This window comes from uncultured Meiothermus sp., from assembly GCF_937863175.1.
Taxonomy (GTDB): Bacteria; Deinococcota; Deinococci; order Deinococcales; family Thermaceae; genus Meiothermus.
This window is the reverse complement of the sequence record NZ_CALMCQ010000245.1, coordinates 1-2310: the sequence shown is the minus strand read 5'-3', so window position 1 is coordinate 2310 and position 2310 is coordinate 1. Positions and strand designations below refer to the sequence as shown.

The 2310-nt window shown below is 60.4% G+C and carries 3 protein-coding genes; 1 reads left to right on the top strand and 2 read right to left on the bottom strand.

Going from position 1 to position 2310, the window contains the following annotated elements:
- Nucleotides 1–32: 32 nt before the first annotated feature.
- Entirely contained in the window at nucleotides 33–266 is a 234-nt protein-coding gene (locus Q0288_RS09395) for a hypothetical protein (RefSeq protein WP_299429740.1), read from the bottom strand.
- Nucleotides 267–417: 151 nt separating this feature from the next.
- Entirely contained in the window at nucleotides 418–1137 is a 720-nt protein-coding gene (locus Q0288_RS09390) for a hypothetical protein (RefSeq protein ID WP_299429738.1), read from the bottom strand.
- A 134-nt stretch (nucleotides 1138–1271) separates the two neighbouring features.
- Between Q0288_RS09390 and Q0288_RS09385 the strand changes: the two genes are divergently transcribed.
- Nucleotides 1272–2310, top strand: a 1039-nt coding sequence (locus Q0288_RS09385; protein WP_299429736.1) for a peptidase S10, incomplete at its 3' end; no start/stop codon positions are given.

Sequence of the window (2310 nt, the reverse complement as noted above, 5' to 3'; positions counted from 1 at the left end):
CGGGTGTGCCGATCGCCAATTTTTTTTTTTTTCTAATGAATAAAGGGAAGCGCCTTGTTGGTGGGACAGGCCACCTCCTGGGCGCAAATTTTCTCGAGTTCCCCCTGGTATTTCTGCTTCAGCTCCTGCGGCCTGACCTGGGAAAAACCCCCATAGTAGTCGTTCAGCAGGCGACTCACTTCGTTAAACAGATCCTGGGCGGGGCTGGCAAAACTCAGCCCGGCCCACAACACCAACACGACCCCCCAAAGCCGCCGGCTGTCCATGCTCTATTTTTAGCTCCAAAATCTGAGATTTGGGTTGTCTAAATCACAACTGCTTCCATTAATTTGGTATTTTGACCCCTGTTCCGCTTGAGAAGTGCCCCTGGTCTCAGGTCTCGCGTCGAATGTCACGATGCTTTCACCTTCCGGCTCCCTACGGCATCCTGAAGGTCTCCAGGCCCAGCACCGGGTTTACCCTGGCCTCCTTCACCCGGGTTTCGGCAAACAAAACTCCATCGGCGTACAGCCGGGCCTGGAAGGGAATGCGGATGCCCGAAACCAGCCGCAGATCGGAGTAGAGCACCGTAAGTTGTCCCTGGCTGTTCTGAAAACGCTCGGCAATCAGTTGGTTTTGGGCATTGACCAGATAGGTCGTTTTGCTGCCCTGGGTCGTCACCTCCAGGGCCGTACCGCTCTTGTCGCCGAAGGTTCGACGCCCCAACAGCCGGGCCTGCTCCCTTCCGCTGCCACCCAGACGCAGGCCATACCAGGTCTGGAACAGTCCATTCCGCAGTTCCTGGGTGAGGGTGGCCTCGAGGGCCCTGCTTCCGGTAATGACACTCCAGCTCTGGCCTCCAGCAGGCGAGACCTGAACCACCTGGATCAGGTTGGGGCCATCCCGATACTCCACCCGCAGCCGGTTGGACGGAAAATCTACATAGGAAACCACCGTCAATTGATTTTCCGGTTGCGGCCCGGTAAAGGTCGTGAGGGTGGCGGTTTCCCGATAGGTTCGCAGGTTCGCCAGGGCCTGCCCACCATGGGCCAGGCGCATCTGGTCTAACCATTGCGCCGCAACGGGTGCGACCTGGGTCAACCCCAAGGAGCCCAACATCACAGCAATCCCTAGGCTGTACTTCCATCTCGACATCATCCCGAACAGGGTATCGCAGGATTCTTTGCCTCAGATAAGGATGGGCTGTGAGCAGGTTCAGGGTTCAAACCCTGCGCCGATTGGGGTTGACCATCCGCTATCGGCCCGCCACAGTTTGCCCTTAGTATTGACCCATGCCTGAAGAAGCCAAAACCGCCGAGGCGAAACCCGCCCCCCAGGACCAGCTCACCGTTAGCCAGCACAGCATCCGTCTGGGCGGCCAGGAGCTGCGCTACAGCGTCACCTGCGGAACCATCGTGCTGCGGGAAGAAGTCGCAAAAGATGAAACCGTCGAGGGTCACAAACCCAAAGCCACCGTCTTCTTTATCGCCTACACCAGGGAGGGTGTGCGCGACCTGGGCCAGCGCCCCATCACTTTTTCGTTTAACGGCGGGCCTGGCTCGTCGTCGGTCTGGCTCCACCTGGGCCTGCTCGGCCCCAAACGGGTCGAGATGGGCGACGCCGGGGCGCTCACGCCGCCCCCCTACCGCCTGGTGGACAACCCGCACACCCTGCTCGAGGACAGCGACCTGGTGTTTATTGATCCGGTCGGCACCGGCTACAGCCGCATGGTGGAGGGGGAGAAGACCCGGGAGTACCACGGCTTCAAGCGCGACCTCGAGAGCGTCGGGGAGTTTATCCGGCTCTACACCACCCGCTACGGGCGCTGGACCAGCCCCAAGTACCTGATCGGCGAGAGTTACGGAACCACGCGGGCTGCTGGCTTGTCGGGCTATTTGCAGGAGCGGCATGGGATGTACCTGAACGGCATCCTGCTGGTCAGCAGCATTCTGGACTTCTCCACCGCCCGCTTCAACCCCGGCAACGACCTGGCCCACCTTCTGTTTCTACCCACCTTTAGCGCGACCGCCTGGTATCATCAGAAGCTCCCCAAAGACCTCCAGCGCAAACCGCTGCCAAGCCTCCTGCAAGAAGTGGAAGCCTTCGCCGAGGGCGAGTACACCCTGGCCCTGATGCAGGGCAGCAGACTAGCATCTGCCGACCAGCAGCGCATCGCCCAGAAGCTCTCGCGGTATACCGGCCTGGCGGAAGATTACGTGCTGGCCTGTAACCTGCGCCTGGAGATCACGCGCTTTACCAAAGAACTCCTCCGCCTCGAGCGCAAGACCGTGGGGCGCCTGGACAGCCGCTTTACCGGAACCGACCGCGACG

Coding starts and splice junctions, on each gene's coding strand:
- Q0288_RS09395 (WP_299429740.1), bottom strand. CDS start 266: ATGGACAGCCGGCGGCTTTGGGGGGTCGTGTTGGTGTTGTGGGCCGGG.
- Q0288_RS09390 (WP_299429738.1), bottom strand. CDS start 1,137: ATGATGTCGAGATGGAAGTACAGCCTAGGGATTGCTGTGATGTTGGGC.